Genomic DNA, 18,980 nt, shown 5'->3' on the forward strand with positions numbered 1-18,980 from the left:
CCCCCCAACGGGAGGCTTACTATCTGGAAGGGTAGATTATGACTGTAGCGAAGCCCGCTTCGCGGCCCAACGTGCCGCATTTTTCTTCCGGCCCCTGCGCCAAGCGCCCCGGCTGGAACGCCCAAAATCTCAAGGACGCAGCGCTCGGCCGTTCGCATCGCGCGAAGGTCGGCAAGACCAAGCTCAAGCTCGCGATCGATCTGACGCGCGAAGTGCTTGAAGTGCCCGCCGATTATCGCATCGGCATCGTGCCGGCCTCCGATACCGGCGCGGTCGAGATGGCGCTGTGGTCGCTGCTCGGTGCACGGCCCGTCACCACGCTCGCCTGGGAATCCTTCGGCGAGGGCTGGGTCAGCGACATCGTCAAGGAATTGAAGCTCAAGGACGTCACCAAGCTCAATGCGGCCTACGGTGAAATCCCCGATCTCTCCAAGGTCGATCCGAAGTCGGACGTCGTCTTCACCTGGAACGGCACCACCTCAGGCGTGCGCGTGCCGAACGCCGACTGGATCAGCGCGACCCGCGAAGGCCTGACCATTTGCGACGCCACCTCGGCGGCATTCGCGCAACCCCTCGACTGGGCCAAGCTCGACGTCGTCACCTTCTCCTGGCAGAAGGCGCTCGGCGGCGAGGCCGCGCACGGCATGCTGATCCTCTCCCCGCGCGCAGTGGAGCGGCTCGAGACCTACAAGCCGGCCTGGCCGCTGCCGAAGATCTTCCGCATGACCAAGGGCGGCAAGATCAACGAAGGCATCTTCGTCGGCGAGACCATCAACACGCCGTCGATGCTCTGCGTCGAGGACTATCTCGATGCGCTGAACTGGGCCAAGTCGATCGGCGGCCTCAAGGCGCTGATCGCGCGCGCCGACGCCAACACCAAGGTGCTGGCCGACTGGAAGGCGAAGACGCCGTGGATCGACTTCCTGGCCAAGGACGCTTCGATCCGCTCCAACACCTCGGTGTGCCTGAAGTTCACCGATCCCGCGCTCACCGCGCTCTCGGACGACGCGCAGGCCGACTTCAGCAAGAAGCTGGTCGCGCTGGTCGAGAAGGAAGGCGCCGGCTACGACTTCGCCTATTACCGCGATGCGCCGGCCGGCCTGCGCATCTGGTGCGGCGCCACCGTCGAGGCTAAGGACGTCGAGCTGCTGACCCAGTGGATCGACTGGGCCTTCGCCGAGACCAAGGCGCAGCTCGCCAAGGCGGCGTAACGCGCTCTAACTCATTCTCGTCATGGCCGGGCTTGACCCGGCCATCCATCGATTAAGAGAGATGGACCCGCGGGTCAGGCCCGCGGGTGACGTTCCGTAAATGCAGCTCGCACCACGGATCATCCCCATGACCAAGCCCAAAGTTCTCATTTCCGACGCGCTCTCGCCCGCTGCCGTCCAGATCTTCAAGGATCGCGGTGTCGAGGTCGACTTCCAGCCCAATCTCGGCAAGGACAAGGACAAGCTCGCCGAGATCATCGGCAATTACGACGGCCTTGCGATCCGCTCCGCGACCAAGGCGACCGCCAAGATCCTCGAGAAGGCGACCAACCTCAAGGTGATCGGCCGCGCCGGCATCGGCGTCGACAACGTCGAGATCCCCGCCGCCACGGCCAAGGGCATCATCGTGATGAACACGCCGTTCGGCAATTCGATCACGACCGCCGAGCACGCCATCACCCTGATGCTGGCGCTCGCCCGCGAGATCCCGCAGGCCGACGCCTCGACCCAGGCCGGCAAGTGGGAGAAGAACCGCTTCATGGGCGTCGAGATCACCGGCAAGGTGCTCGGCGTCGTCGGCTGCGGCAACATCGGCTCGATCGTCGCCGACCGCGCGCTCGGCCTGCGCATGAAGGTGGTCGCGTTCGATCCGTTCCTGTCGCCGGAGCGCGCCAAGGACATCGGCGTCGAGAAGGTCGATCTCGATGACCTGCTCAAGCGCGCCGACTTCATCACGCTGCACACTCCGCTCACCGAGAAGACGAAGAACATCATTGATGCTGCCGCAATCGCCAAGATGAAGAAGGGCGTGCGCCTGATCAACTGCGCCCGCGGCGGCCTCGTCGACGAGCAGGCGGTGGTCGATGCGCTGAATTCCAAGCACATCGCCGGCGCCGCCTTCGACGTCTTCGTCGAGGAGCCCGCGAATGCCAACGTGCTGTTCGGCCATCCCAACGTGATCTGCACGCCGCATCTCGGCGCCTCCACCACCGAAGCGCAGGAGAACGTCGCGCTCCAGGTCGCCGAGCAGATGTCGGACTATCTGCTCACCGGCGCGATCTCGAACGCGGTCAACTTCCCCTCGATCACGGCGGAAGAAGCGCCGAAGCTGAAGCCGTTCGTCGCGCTCGCCGAGAAGCTCGGCTCGTTTGCCGGCCAGCTCACCGAGAGCGGCATCCTCAAGGTCGAGATCACCTATGAGGGCCATGTCGCCGAGATGAAGATCAAGGCGATCACCTCCGCCGTGCTGTCGGGCCTGCTGCGGCCGATGCTGGGCGAGGTCAACGTCGTGTCCGCGCCCGTCGTCGCCAAGGAGCGCGGCATGGTGGTGGACGAGATCGTGCGCGCCGCGCAGAGCGACTATGAGAGCCTGATCACCGTCACGGTCGCGACCGAACGCCAGGAGCGCTCGGTCTCCGGCACCGTGTACCATGACGGCAAGCCGCGATTGGTTGACGTCAAGGGCATCCGCGTCGATGCCGAGTTCGGCAAGTCGATGATCTACGTCACCAACGAGGACAAGCCAGGCTTCATCGGCGCGTTCGCGAGCCTGCTCGGCGACGCCAAGCTCAACATCGCGACCTTCCATCTCGGCCGCGTCAAGCTGGGCGGCGACGCCATCGCGCTGGTCGAGGTCGACGGCGCGGTGCCGGCCGACGTGCTCGCCAAGGTGCTGGCCCTGCCGCAGGTCAAGCAGGCCAAGGCGCTGACGTTCTGAGACACCGTCATTCCGGGGCACGCGAAGCGTGAACCCGGAATCTCGAGATTCCGGGTTCGGCTCTTCGAGCCGCCCCGGAATGACGCTTATCATATATTCCGACCCGCGGAACAACGCCGCCTCCCTCACCGGAGGCGGCGTTTTTATTTCTCCCGCAGCCTGCCGACTTTGTGTACCAATGGCGACCAGGACGCTCCGTTCAAAATCGTTCGACAAGGGAGAAAACAATGCGTGAAGCCGTCATCGTTTCCTATGCGCGCACGGGCCTCGCGAAATCGGGCCGCGGCGGGTTCAACATCACGCCGCCGATGTCGCTCGCGGCCCATGCCATCCACCACGCGGTCGATCGCGCCGGCGTCGAGAAGGACTATGTCGAGGACTGCTACCTCGGCAATTGCGCCCACGGCGCGCCGAACATCGGCCGCCAGGCCGCGCTGCTCGCCGGCCTGCCGAAGACCACCGCCGGCGTCTCGGTCAACCGCTTCTGCTCCTCCGGGCTCCAGACCATCGCGATGGCCGCCAACTCGATCCGCTCCGACGGCGCCGACTGCATCGTCGCCGGCGGCGTCGAGAGCATCTCGATGCCGGGCGGCGGCACGCCGAAGGAATCGATCGATCCGGAGCTGCTCAAGGTCGCCCCTGACATCTTCATGGCGATGATCGACACCGCCGACATCGTCGCCGAGCGCTACAAGCTCAGCCGCGAATACCAGGACGAGTTCTCGCTGGAATCGCAGCGCCGCATGGCCGCGGCCCAGCAAGCGAACAAGTTCAAGGACGAGATCGTCCCGATGAAGACGAAGATGAAGGTCGTCGACAAGCAGACCAAGGCCGAGAGCATCGTCGACTACGTCGTCGATCGCGACGAGTGCAACCGGCCCGAGACCACGTTGGAGGGCCTTGCCAAGCTCGAGCCCGTGAAGGGGCCCGGCAAGTTCGTCACCGCCGGCAATGCCAGCCAGCTCTCGGACGGCGCCGCCGCCGTGGTGCTGATGGAAGCCAAGGACGCCGAGAAGCGCGGCCTCAAGCCGCTCGGCCGCTTCGTCGCCTGGGCGACCGCCGGCTGCGAGCCCGACGAGATGGGCATCGGACCGGTGTTCGCGATTCCGAAGCTGCTCAAGCGCACCGGCCTCAAGATCGACGACATCGATCTGTGGGAGCTCAACGAGGCGTTCGCCAGCCAGTGCCTGTATTGCCGCGACCAGCTCGGCATCGATCCCGCCAAGTACAACGTCAACGGCGGCTCGATCGCGATCGGCCATCCCTTCGGCATGACCGGCGCACGTCTCACCGGCCACCTGCTCCAGGAAGGCGCGCGCCGCAAGGCGAAGTGGGGCGTGGTGACGATGTGCATCGGCGGCGGCCAGGGCGGCGCCGGCCTGTTCGAGATCTACAGCTGATCCAGGGCACATGAATGTGAAAGGCACGGCGCCGCAAGCGCCGTGCCTTTTTCGTTGCAGATCGATCGTCTCGAAACTATATGTCCTCTGTCGGAAAAGGCAGACTTGGTCTGGTAAGCCCAAGTCCTTTCGGTAACGAAAGCTCTGGTCTTTGGCCTTGTGCACGAGATCCCCGCGACGAACATCGGACGCCATCAAGGCGCCCAATCGTTCGTCCGTGTGATTCTCAAGCCCAGGGAACGCTCCGGTCGAACATCGACCACAGGAGCGTCTCATGCACGATCAATCCTCCATTCCATACGACGTCGTCATTGCCGGTGCCGGTCCCGTCGGCCTGTTTCTCGCGTGCGAGTTGCGGCTCGCCGGTCTCCAGGTTCTGGTGCTGGAGCAATCGCAAGATCCGCATTCGGCCCTGAAGCAACTCCCGTTCGGCCTGCGCGGTCTTTCGATCCCCACACTCGAGGCCTTTCACCGGCGTGGCCTGCTGGAAGAGATCGTGGCCGCGCAGCAGCTTGCCTCAGGCGCGATCAAGAGCGCAGCCCACTGGATGCAGCAGACGCGACGGCCCGCGGGGCATTTCGCCGGCATCCAGTTCTATCAGGACGACGTCGATGTCGCGAAGTGGTCCTGGCGTCTGCCGACGTCGGCCGATGCCAACCTCGCGGTCGACATGGAAACGCTCGAATCCGTTCTGGTTGCGCGCGCATGCAGCATGGGCGTCGAGATCCGGCGCGGTTTTGGTGTGAATGCCATTGTCGCCGCGAGCGAAGACGTGACAGTGCAGGCGGCCGGCGAGACCTTCCGGGCACGCTGGCTTGTCGGATGCGACGGCGCCCGCAGCACGGTCCGCAAAACCGGCGGCTTTGACTTCGTCGGCACCGACCCCGAGTTCACGGGCTATTCCATCGATGTCGAGCTGGCCGATCCGGACAGGCTTCGCCAGGGTCGCAACTACACGCCCGCCGGCATGTATACCTATGCGCAGCCCGGGACGATCGCGATGGTCGATTTCGACGGCGGAGCTTTCCACCGGACCGGGCCGATCACGCGCGAGCATGTGCAGAACGTCTTGCGTCGCGTCTCCTGCACCGACGTCACCGTCACGGCGCTTCGGCTCGCCGCCACCTGGACGGATCGGGCCCATCAGGCAACCACGTATCGCAAGGGGCGTGTGCTCCTGGCGGGCGACGCTGCCCACATCCATTCGCCGCTGGGCGGCCAGGGCCTCAATCTCGGTCTCGGCGATGCGATGAACCTGGGCTGGAAACTGGCGGCGACGATCTGCGGCGACGCACCGGCCGATCTCCTCGACAGCTATTCGCGCGAGCGGCATCCTGTGGGCGCGCAAATCCTCGACTGGTCGCGCGCGCAGGTCGCGATCATGCGGCCGACACCGAGCGCCCGCGCGCTCCAAGCCATCATTGGCGATCTGATCGAGACGCGGGATGGTGCGACCTATTTCGCCGAGCGCGTGCGCGGCGTTTCGCTCCGCTACGATCTCGGTGGCAGCCATCCGCTCGTCGGCCGGAGTGCTCCCGATCTCGAATTGCTTGACGGGGCGACCGTCGGACAACGCCTCAGGACGGCGAAGGGAATATTGCTGGACTTCGGCGCCGGTGCACCACTTCGGCTGCTTGCAAGCCGCTGGGGCGACCGGATTACATATGTCGCCGATGACGCGAAGGACCGGCTGGGCCTGAGTGCAGCGTTGGTGCGCCCCGACGGCTTCGTCGCGTGGGCCTGCGACGGTACGCCCGACCATGAAGAGGTCGCTGACGCCGCGTCCCGATGGTTCGGCCAATCCATGGAGGCGCGAGGATTTCCCTGAGCACCGCGCCAATGTCTCCTCATCGTCATGGCCGGGCATAGCCGTCCGAAGGACGGCATCGCTTTCGCTCGCCTATGACCCGGCCATCCACGCCTTACTTGTTGCACGAAGAACGTGGATGCCCGGGACAAGCCCGGGCATGACGGCATGTCGTGAGCCCTAAGCCCGCGCCACCACTGGCGCGAACACCACTTCGATCAGCGTGCCCTGGCCTGCGCTCTTGATGTTGAAGCGGGCGCGGTTGGCTTCGACCAGCGCCTTGGTCAGCGACAGGCTCAGCGCCGAATTGTCCTCGGCATCGCCCGGCGGCGGGGTGCGGAACGGCTCCATCGCGGCCGCGACCTCGCGCTCGCTAAGGCCATGGCCGGTGTCGCGGATGCGAAGGGCGATCTCGCCGCGATCGGTGAGCGCGGTCGAGACGATGACCTGGCCGCCGGCGCTGGCGAGCCGGATCGAGTTCGAGATCAGGTTCATGGTGATCTGCCGCATCGCGCGCGCGTCCACCGTCACCTGCGGCAGCGCATGGGCGAGCGAGGTGCGGATGATGATGCGTTCGCGGTTGGCCTGCGGCTGCATCACCACGACGCAGGCCTCGACCAGATCGTTGAGGTTGAGGTTGGCGAAGTCGAGGTCGAGCTTGCCGGTCTCGATCCGCGACAGCTCCGAGAGGTCGTCGATGATCGCGATGACGCGCTCGCCGGAGGCGCGGATGTCCTTCATGTATTCGCCGTAGCGCTCGTTGCCGAGCGCGCCGAAGCGTTCGGAGATCATCACCTCGGCAAAGCCGATGATGGCGTTGAGCGGCGTGCGGATCTCGTGGCTGATCCGCGCCAGCATGTCGGCCTTGGCGTTGGCCGCGCCGTCGACGAGACGGCGGGCCTGCGTCAGCTCGCTCTCGCCCTTCTTGCTCTGCGAGAGGTCGCGGAACACGGCGAAGAAGTTCGGGCCGTCGGGCCTGGTGCGGCCCATGATCATCGCAAGCGGAATGACGCCGCCCTTCTTCTCGCGCCCCAGCACCTCGCGGCCGTGGTCGAGCAGGCTCGAAATGTCCTGGCTCTTGACGCTTTCGAGATAGTCGGCGACGACCTGCTGGCTCTCCGGCGCGAACAGCGTCACGAGGTTCTGCTCGAGCAGCGCTTCGCCGTCGTAGCCGAACAGCGCCTCGGCGCTGCGGTTGCAGACGTGGATGTTGCCTTCGGCATCGAACATCACGATGCCCTCGGCCGTGGTGTCGAGGATCGCGGCGAGATCCTCGGCGTCGGCATCGCCGGCCTGGGATTCTAGCTCGGAGGCGTAGGGGAAGGACTCTGCTACAAGAGGCTCGGCGACAACAGGCGCGGCGGCAACGGGCTCGGCGACAACGGGCGCTGCCACAACGGGTGCAGGATTGGGCAGCGCGCAGATCAGCGCATGCGCGCTCTCGCCGTCCCAGTCGATGGTGTGCAGATGGGCTTCAGTCGTCGGCAGCGGCTCCTCGCCATTGGCGAGCGTCGCGCTGATCGTCACCGGCGTGCCGCCATGCGAGGTGCTGCTGGCGGCCGACACGCCCGGCTCGACATAGAGCGCATCGAGGCCGCCGGCATGCTCCAGCGCGCTCACGCTGGCATGGCCCATGCGCGCGAGGAACGCCGGGTTGGCGTAGAGCAGGCGGTCGAGGCGATAGATCAAAATGCCCGTCGGCAGCAGGTCGAGCAGCGCGCGGTCGCGCATGCTGTGGCCGCGCGCCGGCGGCGCCGGCTCGGTCAGCCATTCGGCCGGCGTGTGCGGCGCATCCGGCGCCTCGATCGGCGGTTCGGGGGCGGTCTCCGCCGCAGGTTCAGTCGCGCTGGCTGAGATCGTCTCCCGCTCGCGTTCGAGGCGCTCGGACAATTGCCGGGCGAGCTCGTTGAACGCGCTGTTCTCGATCGGCGTCAGCGTCGGCGATCTCTGATCACCAGGTGATCTGGCATCGCCGGGCGGGCGGAACGGCACGACGTTGGGGGGCGTTTCCACTGGCGTTTCCGGATCGGTTGGTTGTGAAGTCGCGTCGGGTGCGGGCAGTTCAGCTTCAGGTGGAGGCTCAGGCGTGGGCTCGGGCGGCTCGGCTGGCGGAGGCGGCGCCTCTGCTACGGGCTCCGGCTCCGGCTCAGGCTCGACGATGTCGGCGGGCAGGCGGTGCTGCGCGTGCGGTTCCGCGAACTGCTCGAAGCGCCGGAGCGCATCGAGCCGGTTGAGGCCGTCGAGATCGCGGCAGACGCCAAAGCCCTTGAAGCCGGCGAAATTGCGCGCGTGGTCGTAGACCGGCAGGCCCGCGAGCTCGACCGGCAGATGCTCGCCGCCATCGGCCGGCCAGTTCACGGTGATCCCGGCCCAGGTGTCGTGGCTGGCCAGCGCCTGCGCCACGCGCCCCTCCGGGTCGAGCGAGAATTGCTCGGCGATCTCGCGCCAGGGGCGGCCGAAGCCGGCGGCCGTGTGCGCGCCCATCAGGCGGGTGAACTCGCTGGTTGCGAGCACAAAGCGGCCCTCTGCATCCACCTGCCAGAGGAAGCGCAGCGGATGCTGATGCGGCGCGGGCGTCTGTGCGGGACCCGACGGCGGCTCGACCATGCCTGATGTGATCGGCGCGGCCTGAGGCGACACAATGGCTGAGAGCTGGTTTTCAACCGGAGTTTTGGGCGCGGCGTCGGCCGGTTCTTGAGCCGGTTCTTGGGCCACTTCGTCTACGGCTTGCTGGACTGCTGCGATCTCCGGCGCCGCCTCGCGCGCGGGCAGCTCGGCGATCGTCGCCGCTGGCGCGGGCGTCTCGACCGGCTCGGCGAAGGCGTCGAAGAATGCGATGGCGGCCGGCGCGTCGCGCGACGGCGACGGCGCGCTTGGCGCCTCCGCGGCTTGCTGCGTGGATTGAGCCGGCGCCGCGGGCGTGGCATCAGGCGTGCTCTCGGGTGCAGATGCCGCCGGCGCGGCATCGCTCGCCTCTGCCGCTTGCGCCGCGGCCGGCTCGATCAGCGCGACCAGGCCGATATCAGCCCCGAGCCCAACCCGTTGCAGCACCATCTGGCCGATGCCGATCGGCGTCTCGGCGCGGCCGCTGCGAAGCGCATCGCTGCGGGCCTGTTCGAGCCCGGCTTCGCCGAGATCGCGGAAGCCGAGCAGGGCGCGGGCGGCTTCGCTGGCGCCGACGAACATTCCGTCGGGCGCGAACGCCGCCATCGGCATCCCGGCGCCCGCGACGAGGCGATGCAGGCGCTCCACCAGCGGCATGGTGCGCACCGATGGATCCACCGCGGTGACGAGCACGGCCTGGCCGCCATCGGCGAAGCTCAGCCGCGTGCAGGCGCAGGTCATCAGCATGCCGAGCCGGGCGCCGAAGCCGCGCAGCCGTTCGAGCCTGACAGTGCCGTTCGCCGGCAGCTGGCGGGCGAGCCGGGCGACCTGGCGGCGATGGCTGTCAGCCGGGCCGAAAACCTTGTCCGCCAGCGCTGCGGCATGGGCCGCGCCGAAGAACTTTGCGCCGACCGGATTGGCCCACAGCACGCGCGTGCCGTCGACCGACCAGAGCCACGCGGGCAGCGGGGACGTCGCATGCACGGCCAGCCGGGGATCGCCCACGCCTCGCAACTGGAAATCCGAATGACTCATCCAACCGGCTTTAGGTACTCGCTGACACGCGTCTGGCCTTAAGGCTGCCGGGAATGACAGCCTTAAGAAAGGGTTAGTATCGCGCGCAGGCGCGGGCAGGTCCACGGCCCCAGCCTACGGGGAAGGCCCTAAAGCCGCGATAACCTTAATCCGGCCAGACCCGCAAGCCGCGGAGGCGCTGCATCCGCAGGATTCGCGGGGAAGCCCGATCGTCAGCCGCGCGGCGATGGATGCGGCCCGGCCGAAGCACGCGAGCCCCTCCGTCATTCCGGGGCGCGCCATTTGGCGCGAGCCCGGAATCCATGTCCCTGCGATCTCCGCGGCCTGATGGATTCCGGGCTCCCTCGCTCCGCTCCGGCCCCGGAATGACGACCTCAACCACGGGTTCCCTCAGGCAGGAACCTCATCCTCTCCGGGATTAAATTTTCCCTGCGCACCCCGGATCGCATTGCGCTGCACAAAGTTGACATGTTACGCAGCGATACTGCTGGGCGTTGGACGAGCCATCTTTTTCGTTACGCGTATCCAGTCTTCGTACCCGCCAACAGAAGGGCCCCGGTTGGCCGGCGGGCGCGCCAGAAGGCTCACTCCATTTTTCCATGACCGTGAGGGACCAAAATGACAGGTGCGACTGATCCATTCTCCGCCTCCATCATCCCGTTCGAGGTGCCGGAGCAGATGCGTGCGTTCGCCGAAAAGGGCGTTTCGCAGGCCCGCGAGAGCTATGCCAAGTTCAAGGACGCGGCCGAAAGCCATAACGGCACCATCGAGGCCGTGTTCTCGTCCGCCAGCAAGGGCGCGAACGAGTACACCGCCAAGCTGATGGAGTTCATGAAGGCCAACACCACCGCCCATCTGGACTTCACCCAGGAGCTGCTCGGCGTGACGTCGCCGTCGGATGCGTTCGCGCTGTGGAGCAGCCATGGCAAAAAGCAGCTCGAGACCTTCCAGGCCCAGGCCAAGGAGCTCGCCGAGATCGCCCAGCGCGCCGCAACCGCCGCCGCCGAGCCGATCAAGGCCAGCGCCTCGAAGCTCTACCCGCCCGCCGCCTGAGCGGATCGGGCCGGTTTGATTGGGGCCTGATCCGGACCCGAAGGGCCGGGCGCGAAGTGCGCAGCGGTCTTCGGATAAGATCATGCCCAAATAATAAGAAACCCGGGCCCAGGCCCGGGTTTTCCTTTGGAAATAACGTCGTTTGGGGGTGGATTCCGCCCGTTTGCGGCCTTGCCAAAAACGGCCGTTGCACCTAGTTTCCGCCCCGTCCAGCCCCCCTTGGTTCTCGGCCCGTTCAGGGCGCCCCCGGGCGGCTCGCAAGGATGCAGTTGTAGCTCAGTTGGTTAGAGCGCCTGTCTGTGGAACAGGAGGTCGGTGGTTCGAGCCCACCCAACTGTACCAATAAAAACAAATACTTACAGAAATCATCGAAGGCTTGCGGATTGTTGTAGCTACCAGATAGCTACCACGAGAGCGCTAGTGTGCCAGGCACGTGAATTTCGGTCGCGCTGAAGCGGGCGCAATGCACGTTGCCCAGATGCCGCTTAGTCCGGCCTGTGGGTTGCGGTCGGTGTGAATGAAAATGAAGGGACTCACACCGGCATCGTCTCGGATCCGCCGGTCGATCGTTGACACCAATGCTCTCAAACTCAGGCACTTAGGTAGCCATCGGCCGGATTCGTTGAATAACGGTCGAATAAGACGCTGGTGAACAGCGGCGAACGCTTGAGGAATGCCGCAGAGCCGAGCACGATGCCATTCGCCCAGCGGCTCACCTGCACGATTGACAATGCATGCGAAGTGACCGGCTCGGGACGCACGAAGCTTTACGAGTTGATAGGAGCTTGGCATATCGTCACGACAACGATCGGCTACGCTTGGGCGTCTACACCGGTCGCAGCCTCTCTTGGCTCCAGTCGGATCTTACCTATAACCTTGTTCCGTCAGGAAACATCGCGCTCGGGTTCACCTACAAGCACGGCAACGATCAGGATACGGGCGTCTTCGCCAGCTCATATCGCGTCGGATTGACTGGAAAGCTCTGATTCGCGCACGCGCCATCGTGTTTTGCTCACAGCCCGCGGCCGGCTGCTGTTCCTAACGTAAGGACTCGATTAAAGGAGAAAGGCAAGATCCGGGGGGCGGCGCGAGGTCGATGGTGGAGGCGGCAACCCACCGGTCGAGTTTCCGTCGGCTCCTGCCGGGCACCCCCGTCAAGGACAATGGCCGAGGCGGCGTTTCGTGGAGCGAAATTGTATGGTCGCTGAATGAGGCTCGACTACATACCTCGCATTCTTCATCTCGAAGCCGCGGTCATTTCCCAAGAAGACCTACTCGCTCAGCACCAGGTCATCATCGTTCTCGCCGAGCCCGGAGCGGGAAAGACGGAGCTCTTGCAGAGCCTTGCCGAGAGGCTCGGAGTTCAATCGTGCCGGGCCAGCCTTTTTCGTCACCGGCGTATCCAGACGCCGGCAGCCGCGGTGGTCGTGGATGCGGTCGACGAGGTCGCTAGAATTGACGTTGCCGCCATTGATCTCATCATCGAGAAAGCAAGAGAGACGCAAGCGACGACGGTCGTGTTCTCATCGCGTTCAAGCGAATGGGACAGGGCGAGAACGAAACTGGTCAAGGACTGCTTCGGACAGAACCCCGCGGTCGTGCGTCTCCAGCCGTTTTCCACCGAGGAGCAACGGCTCCTATTCGAATCCTATCGCCCCGGAGAGGAATTTTCCCGATTTGAAAGTGAAGCGGCACGGTTTGAATTGACCCCGCTTCTGGGAAACCCGCAATTCTTAAGGCTCTTTGCAGACGCCTATGTCCAAGGCGGCAGACGCTTTACGTCCAAGCATCAGATCTTCATCGATGCGATTGAGAAGCTGGCTTCTGAACTCAATACATCGCCATGGCAACGAGATCGCCCCTCGACGAAGGCTATTGTCTCGGCGGCGAGCGAAATCTTTGCGAAGCTGTTGCTCAGTGGTGGCAGCGGGATCTCGATCGCCGACGAAGGCGACGTCGATTACCCTTATCTTCAGTCTCTGAGTGAGCCCGCTCCCGCATTGAGTTTCGTTCCCAACACTCGTCTCTTCAAGCCCGCGATGGAGCCGGATCGACATGAACCCGTGCATCGCATCGTGGCCGAGTATTGCGCGGCCCAGCATTTGGCAGCCCGAGTAGGGGATCCGGCGGCGCAGCTCTCGGTGAGGCGCCTGCTGTCAGTGATGGCTCCAAATTCCGTGGTTCGTGACGAGCTGCGCGGGGTACTGGGTTGGATGGCTGCCCTTGGAAATCTCCCTGTTCAAGAGATATGTGTCCGGACCGACCCATATGCGGTCCTGTCAAACGGAGATCCATCCCAACTTGCGGCATCCTCCAAGCGGTTGCTGCTTGCCGAGCTGAAAAAGCTATCGGAAATCGACCCATATTTCCGCCGTAGCGACGCCTGGCGGCGTTTCAGTGTGGCCGGCTTCTTTGATCGTGCCATGGTCTCCGAATTGGAGGAGGTCCTCACCGGCAGAGACGTCAATCCAGAACTACGCAATCTAATCTTGGAGCTTCTGCACGGATCAGATGTAGCTTCGTTGCTGACCGCGCAACTGGAAGCTCTGGTACTGGACAGCAGCATTGATATCTACACGCGGCTCCGTACTCAGCAGGTTCTTTCGGGCCTCGGCACCGCTGCGCCGTCTGCGACAGTAAATTCACTGCTCGCCAAAGGCGATGCCGGCTCGCTGCGAATTGTTCTGGAGATCGCTGGCGAGCTCGGATCGGGTGCAATCGGCATGGAGGCACTCCGTGACCTTCTGGAGTGTGTCGGGAAGAGCGAGAACCGTGGTCGAGTTCCGCGTTCCAGAGATCGGGATGCCAATCTCAATCTGTCATATCTGACCAAACAGGTCATTACTTCGCTTGACGCTAGGTCGGTCATTTGGCTGCTGAACGAACTGACCCGCAATCTGCGCTGCAGTTGCGGGAAATCGCAACCGTACGAATGCGAGTGCTTGCCCGGGCCAAGCAAGACTGTCGGTTGGCTTCTTGATCGTTATTTCGAAATCGAGGCTGGTCCGCACGATCCCGCAAGGATCTGGGCATGGACAAGGCATTTGATCTTTTCGGGGCAGAGCGTTCCTCGAGAGAGTGCCGCTGTGCGCGCTTTGATGGAAGACGACAAGCTACGCCACGCCATCCATCGCTTGGCATTTTCGGAGTCCACCGACCTCGACGGGGTGTGGGAAACCCGCATTAGGCTGATGAGTGGGTTCGGTCACGCGGGGTTGGGCATAAAGCTGATGGACTTCCTCGAGCTGAGCGAGCACGCCTTGTCGACCGACAATGCGGCGCTTTGGCAAGGGTTCTATCTTGCGCACAATTTTTATGCGCTGCAGAGAGGTCCCGATGCGCACCGCGCCATTCTAAAGCGGCAAGCCCGAACTAGTCCGCTGCTGTTGGCCGTGTGGTCGAAGCTTGAGCGACGCAACCGCGAGAACCTGCGGAAGGAGCGCCGACTGAGACTGCGTCGTCAGAACCGCTGGCAGCTTCGGGAAGAAGCGCAAAAGAAAGATCGGCGGCAGTTCTATCGCGACAACAAGGCGCTGATTGAAGCCGGTCAGCACTTTGGCGCGCTTCGTGAGCTGGCAGCATATTATCTGCTCAAACCGGACGATCGTGACGAGATACCCGACGACCCGCAGATGGCTGAGCGGGCATTGCTCAATTGCTTCCCATTGCTTGATGCGTACGTGCCGACCCTCTCTGCGAGGTCCGGCAACGACCGCCCCGATATCGTTCTAGTTCTTCATGCTGCCTGCATGGTGATCTACCGGGGACAGGGAAATCTGGATGGCGTAGATCGAAAGATCTTACGGGCGGTGAAGACCGACATCGGTGGTTATTCCGGCGTTTCCAATGAGGAGGCAGCCGCGTTTGAAGCCGAAATCGACAAACTAATCCTGCAATCGGTCGCCGATGCTGAGGCATTCGCTCGTGAATTCATAGAACCAAGCCTTACTGCGCAGACGGATCTGGGAACGAACGTCGGCTGGCTTCGGTACAAGACAGCGTTCAAGCCGCTTCAAAGGACACTGGCGCTGCAGTGGCTCGAGCGCTATCCGAACATGCCGCGCCAGGCTCGAGATAGCCTTTTTGATATGTCCGCCGAGCACGCGGACCGCAACGAACTGATCAGATTGATTGTGGCTCGTTGCGATGAGGTGTTGCAAGCGGCTCCCAACAGCCAGCCTGAGGACCGCGAATTCTGGCTGCTGAGAGCGCTCTTCTTTCTCAACGATCCGCCTTCGGGGATCTGGGAATTACTTGAGAGCAGCGGCGACACGATCTTTGGTATCGAGTCTCGTGCAGGTCGTCTGAGCAGCGGTGAAACTGCCGGCTGGCCGAAGCTTTCCGCCGAAAAGGTATACAAGATCCTCAACATCTATGTGGAGGTGTGGCCGAAAGTCTTTCTTCCCAGCTCGTGGGGGACCGGATCTCCGCGTCCCGAAACGGCTTATCGCTTTCTTAGAGATGTAATCTTCGCCATCAACGGGGATGAGCCTGCCCGAGCAGTGGCAGTCCTCGACAGGATCCTCTCCAATACACGCCTCACTGACTTCCATACGGACGCGAGGAGCCTAAAGGCGGCGGCGCTCCGTAAGCTGGCACTCCGGGATTTCAATCCGCCCTCACCGGAAGCGGTCGCAAACATGCTCGACAATAACCGGATTGCGACGGTGGAGGACTTGCGCGCATTTCTGCTGGAAGAGCTCGAAGCTTATCAGGTCTGGCTACGGAACGCCGAGACCAACCCGCTGGACGTATTTTATGAAAGCGGCGTACGGCTCAATGAGAACGACTCGCGCAACCGCATTGTCGAGCATCTTCACGGTAGATTGGTCAGTCGCAATTTGTCGGTGACCATTGAACACCACATGGCGCACGCTTATCGATGCGACATTACTGCTGCGGCTATGGTCGAGGCCCGGCGGCGTCTTCTGGTGATTGAGGTAAAGGGGCAGTGGCACACCGAGCTCTTTACCGCGGCTTCAGCTCAACTCCATGAGCGCTACAGCGTCCATCCCGATGCGGCCCTGCAAGGTATCTACTTGGTGCTTTGGTTTGGACCGGATGAGACGGTCGCTGGCCGACGGGAGCCATCGATATCAACACCGGAAACGTTGCGCGATCAGATACGGCATAGGATGCCTGTCGAATTGCGTGATTTCGTCGACGTCTTCGTTATTGATCTGTCTCGGCCTCGGTAATAGGGAGGATTGTTCAAGCGTCGCCCAGCAGGTTCCTCATCGGCTCGGCTGCTGTCGGAATCCACGAAGCAATACGTGAGGCGATGCTGCAGAAGCAACGCGCGAAGGCCGCTTGCGCCTTGACGACGTTAGCGGTCTGCCCGAGCTCACCGGTGTGCACGATGCTGCCGCGGGCATAATAGACTTCGCGTACGCTCTGCTTGTATTCGGCCACTCCGGGAAAGCCGCGCAGGCAGATGCCAACGCGTCGGATGATGCGTTCGGCGACACCTTGTTGATAACTGTCCGTGAGCAAAGTCTCGAACGCGACAGCGATCGCGACGATGGCTTCGGATTCGTTTGCATGTGAGCCGAACGACTGTCGAAACCAATCGAGGGCGGTCACGAGCCGCTTGTAAAACCGCGCCTGGGCCTTGGATTTGCTCGTAAGGTTGACGTGCTGAAAATAGCCTCGCTCGACCGTCGTCAGCGCGGCCACGATCTGAGATTCGAAACGCTTCATTCGCGAGGTCGCCATTACCTCGGTCGATATCGTTGCCGCGACGTCCGATAGCCTGACAAGATCGAGAGGAGAGACGTTCATGGGGACCCGCCTGGTCGAGATCTTTCCGTTCGGCAAGCCTTCGCCGATCAGGTAATGACGGATATCGAGCGTTTGAAAGTTGTTGACGTGCAAAGATGAACGAAATTTGTCGACCGGTCCCTGTGCTTCGAGCGAGAGCGCGTGAAGCATCAGCAGTGCCGAAGCAGCCGATCGGATTTTGAGCCTGTAGACAAATTGGTTTTCGTACATATCGCCGGTGTGAGACGTGAGTCTTACCAGCAGAAGAGGATTGCTTCTGAGCCAGGTGGCGCTGTGAGCAAAGTGTTCGATGTCGTCCCAGTCTATTCTTCCTCGGATACCGAGGGCGCGCGCCATCTCATCGAGGCGGCGGTAACCGGCCTTGACTGAGTTGACCTGTGTGCTCGCTGCGAACCCTGCTGTTCGGAAGACGATATAGTCTTTCAAAGTCGGATCGGACTGGAACAGTCCGGGCATTTTCATGCCGAAGCTGGTCAAGGGGTAAAGGACAAATCCGGGCGTCTCCGCTCCGGCGGTTGCCAGGTTGGTCAGCACGCGGGCCGCGGCGCCAGGGCCCCCTTGTTTGGCGGCGCTGAATACGAATTCATCCAGGAGGGATCGGCCGACGTATATTTCTTTCGACCACAGCGCCCGCGCCGTAGCAGCGCGGATGTTCAAAATGTGGTGCTCGATAGCCTGCCGGTCGTCTTCGCTTAGTTTGGTCTCATCGAGCACAAGATCTTCGACGGACTCTAGGCGGTTTAGTTGATTGTGTTTTGCTGCGAGAAAGTCCTCGGGATTGTTTGATCGATTTACCTTGAGGTACCGAAACAGTCGCAATTTTAGGTGCTGCCACGAATCCCCCCGCCAGATCGAACGATTTGATGCTTAACCGGCGTCTGGAATCTGTGCCACGAGTGCGCGAACGGTGTCGAGGCACGTCTCCTGCTCATGCTCCCAGCCAGGTTGGATGTCGAGCTCTGCAAGATCGGCCTTGAGGTAATCGACACGGATGCCATTGACACGCTGGAGAAGGTCGTTCTTCTTCGAAGTGACTGCGCCTAGGTTTGCGGTGAGGGTGTCGCCGTAATTGTTCTTGATGACCGCGATATCGAAGATGTCGCGCGGCTTCAGCATCGTTGAACGATGGTACATCTTCTTGAGCGCGATCTCCGCTGGCGGCTCGATCATGATCGTTGGCTTCCATCCCGCTCGAATTGACGTCAGGTCGATTTCCTTTTCAACGGGATCAAGGTCCGAGAGAGTCCCGCTGACGATGAAGTCAATCTCTCCCTCGGGATATCTGAGTTTGAGATAGTGCGCGGCCTTGTCCCAATCGGTGCAATTCCATACGTCTGTGGTGTCTGGCGACAGCGAGGCAAGATATTGCGGGTCATCGATGAACGCATCGATGTCCCGGCTCAGTCGATGGTTGGTGTATATCATCAGGGCTGTGCCGCCGCCCAGGACCCAATCGGGGACCGGCTGTCCCTGCTGCTTGAGATCCGCGAGCCCGTCGAGGGTTCGGCCAAGGAGTTTACGCCAGCCGCTCAAGTGCGTTCTCCAATGCAGGGTTGCTTTCGCCGGTGGCCGACTTCATCGATCGATAAGAGCCCGCCAAATCTTGAATGGGAATATCGTGGCGCCGAGCAAACTCCAAGATGAGCTCTGGCCGCACTTCCGTGAAGAACGTCGCGACATGTGCGATCCAGTTTTGCCAGTCCCGCGAGGTGATACGAGCCACAAGGTCGGTCGAACTCATCGTTCGGCGATACGGAGCGTTCGTGGTGCCGAGAACGAGTTGATCGATATCACTTGATCTGAAGGCGCGACTGGAAGAGGGCTCGCTGCTCGTCCCAGCTTTTGTCGCAGGACCTGTCGGTTTGTCTGTGTCGACCCCAAGCGCATCCGCCAAGCCGCGACGGCGATCCTCGATGCGCTTCAGTGTCATGACATCGTTGACGAGGACACGTCGATGCCTTCCGACCAGCCGGAAAGGAAGCTTGCCCGAGTCCATCCGTTGGTAAACCAGCGGCCGAGAGATGCCGAGAATTTCGGCCGCCTTCTCGGCTGAGATCTCCGGGTCTGATCTTAGAAGGAGAACCTCACCCGTTTCAGCCAGCGCTGTGAGAATGCTTCTCATCGCACGTAGCAGGGATGGCGGCAGTTCTGACGCGAGTATCTGGCCGTCAGCCTGGGTAACGAACACACCGCCATGCTCAAGCGTCACGGCGTGCTCCAGGAGGTTAGCTCCCTTACGCGCCTTGTCCTGGTCACTACTTTCTATTTTCAGGCGGGTCAGATCTTCGGCCATAACGGCCTCCATCTGTAATAATTGAAATCAATGTAATATCTGTAAAGTCTCTTAACAATCCGTAAATTCGCTACGTTTG

10 protein-coding genes and 1 tRNA gene are annotated in these 18,980 nt (G+C 62.6%); 7 read left to right on the plus strand and 4 right to left on the minus strand.

From position 1 onward, the window contains the following. Positions 1–38: 38 nt before the first annotated feature. The 4 genes from XI08_RS09455 to XI08_RS09470 all read left to right on the plus strand — a co-directional run bounded on the left by XI08_RS09455 (position 39) and on the right by XI08_RS09470 (position 6,156). Positions 39–1,211 carry a phosphoserine transaminase gene (locus XI08_RS09455; protein WP_271574206.1) on the plus strand — a complete coding sequence of 391 codons (1,173 nt, stop codon included), beginning with the start codon at positions 39–41 and terminating at the stop codon, positions 1,209–1,211. 127 nt (positions 1,212–1,338) lie between these two features. After that, positions 1,339–2,928, plus strand: coding sequence for a phosphoglycerate dehydrogenase (gene serA, locus XI08_RS09460; protein ID WP_271574207.1), 1,590 nt, complete (start codon positions 1,339–1,341; stop codon positions 2,926–2,928). Positions 2,929–3,155: 227 nt separating this feature from the next. Further along, entirely contained in the window at positions 3,156–4,328 is a 1,173-nt protein-coding gene (locus XI08_RS09465; protein ID WP_271574208.1) for a thiolase family protein, read from the plus strand. A gap of 274 nt (positions 4,329–4,602) precedes the next feature. Beyond that, positions 4,603–6,156, plus strand: coding sequence for an FAD-dependent monooxygenase (locus XI08_RS09470; RefSeq protein ID WP_271574209.1), 1,554 nt, complete (start codon positions 4,603–4,605; stop codon positions 6,154–6,156). 159 nt (positions 6,157–6,315) lie between these two features. Here XI08_RS09470 and XI08_RS09475 read toward each other — a convergent pair whose 3' ends face one another. Continuing rightward, on the minus strand, positions 6,316–9,774 hold the full coding sequence (locus tag XI08_RS09475; RefSeq protein ID WP_271574210.1) for a PAS domain S-box protein: 3,459 nt from the start codon (positions 9,772–9,774) through the stop codon (positions 6,316–6,318). Positions 9,775–10,392: 618 nt separating this feature from the next. Between XI08_RS09475 and XI08_RS09480 the strand changes: the two genes are divergently transcribed. The 3 genes from XI08_RS09480 to XI08_RS09490 all read left to right on the plus strand — a co-directional run bounded on the left by XI08_RS09480 (position 10,393) and on the right by XI08_RS09490 (position 16,025). Then, positions 10,393–10,827 carry a phasin gene (locus XI08_RS09480; RefSeq protein WP_027547678.1) on the plus strand — a complete coding sequence of 145 codons (435 nt, stop codon included), beginning with the start codon at positions 10,393–10,395 and terminating at the stop codon, positions 10,825–10,827. A gap of 265 nt (positions 10,828–11,092) precedes the next feature. Further along, a tRNA-His gene (locus XI08_RS09485) sits at positions 11,093–11,169 on the plus strand. Positions 11,170–12,035: 866 nt separating this feature from the next. After that, positions 12,036–16,025 (plus strand): hypothetical protein, encoded by a 3,990-nt coding sequence (locus tag XI08_RS09490; protein ID WP_271574211.1) that lies wholly within the window; start codon positions 12,036–12,038, stop codon positions 16,023–16,025. A gap of 13 nt (positions 16,026–16,038) precedes the next feature. Here the strand turns inward: XI08_RS09490 and XI08_RS09495 are convergent, their stop codons facing one another. From XI08_RS09495 to XI08_RS09505, 3 genes are all read right to left on the minus strand, one after another. Beyond that, the gene (locus tag XI08_RS09495; RefSeq protein WP_271574212.1) at positions 16,039–17,322 is read right to left on the minus strand and encodes a HEPN domain-containing protein; all 1,284 of its coding nucleotides are present in this window, start codon (positions 17,320–17,322) and stop codon (positions 16,039–16,041) included. Positions 17,323–17,475: 153 nt separating this feature from the next. Then, entirely contained in the window at positions 17,476–18,141 is a 666-nt protein-coding gene (locus tag XI08_RS09500; protein WP_271574213.1) for a nucleotidyl transferase AbiEii/AbiGii toxin family protein, read from the minus strand. After that, positions 18,125–18,901 carry a helix-turn-helix domain-containing protein gene (locus tag XI08_RS09505; RefSeq protein WP_271574214.1) on the minus strand — a complete coding sequence of 259 codons (777 nt, stop codon included), beginning with the start codon at positions 18,899–18,901 and terminating at the stop codon, positions 18,125–18,127. The genes XI08_RS09500 and XI08_RS09505 overlap by 17 nt, the downstream gene beginning before the upstream one ends. Positions 18,902–18,980 lie beyond the last annotated feature (79 nt).

The sequence above is a fragment of the Bradyrhizobium sp. CCBAU 11361 genome (genome assembly GCF_028128935.1).
Classification (GTDB): Bacteria; Pseudomonadota; Alphaproteobacteria; order Rhizobiales; family Xanthobacteraceae; genus Bradyrhizobium; species Bradyrhizobium niftali.

Bases quoted from the DNA above. Each gene is read 5' to 3' on its own strand.
- XI08_RS09455 (WP_271574206.1), top strand. From the start codon at position 39: ATGACTGTAGCGAAGCCCGCTTCGCGGCCCAACGTGCCGCATTTTTCT.
- serA (WP_271574207.1), top strand. From the start codon at position 1,339: ATGACCAAGCCCAAAGTTCTCATTTCCGACGCGCTCTCGCCCGCTGCC.
- XI08_RS09465 (WP_271574208.1), top strand. From the start codon at position 3,156: ATGCGTGAAGCCGTCATCGTTTCCTATGCGCGCACGGGCCTCGCGAAA.
- XI08_RS09470 (WP_271574209.1), top strand. From the start codon at position 4,603: ATGCACGATCAATCCTCCATTCCATACGACGTCGTCATTGCCGGTGCC.
- XI08_RS09475 (WP_271574210.1), bottom strand. From the start codon at position 9,774: ATGAGTCATTCGGATTTCCAGTTGCGAGGCGTGGGCGATCCCCGGCTG.
- XI08_RS09480 (WP_027547678.1), top strand. From the start codon at position 10,393: ATGACAGGTGCGACTGATCCATTCTCCGCCTCCATCATCCCGTTCGAG.
- XI08_RS09490 (WP_271574211.1), top strand. From the start codon at position 12,036: ATGAGGCTCGACTACATACCTCGCATTCTTCATCTCGAAGCCGCGGTC.
- XI08_RS09505 (WP_271574214.1), bottom strand. From the start codon at position 18,901: ATGGCCGAAGATCTGACCCGCCTGAAAATAGAAAGTAGTGACCAGGAC.